Genomic DNA, 276 nt, shown 5'->3' with positions numbered 1-276 from the left:
CAGATGGAAAAGACGGAAGCAAACGGAATTGACGGAGCAGTTGGACCACAAGGTTTGCAAGGAATCGCTGGAACTAATGGAGCAGATGGAAAAGACGGAGTTGACGGAGCAGTTGGACCACAAGGTTTACAAGGAATCGCTGGAACTAACGGTGCTGACGGAAAAGACGGAATTGACGGAGCTGTAGGACCGCAAGGTTTACAAGGATTACAAGGAATCGCTGGAGCAAACGGAGCAGATGGAAAAGACGGAGTTGATGGAGCTGTAGGACCACAA

The 276-nt window shown here is 49.6% G+C and carries 1 pseudogene; it reads left to right on the top strand.

Annotated elements, in window-relative coordinates:
• Nucleotides 1–276 (top strand): annotated as a pseudogene (locus tag BOW55_RS20735) (collagen-like protein); the annotation flags it as partial.

Origin of the sequence: Flavobacterium sp. YO12 (genome assembly GCF_004119495.1) — a bacterium.
Classification (GTDB): Bacteria; Bacteroidota; Bacteroidia; order Flavobacteriales; family Flavobacteriaceae; genus Flavobacterium.
The sequence above is the reverse complement of the archived record's forward strand: the minus strand, read 5'-3'. Positions and strand labels throughout refer to the sequence as shown.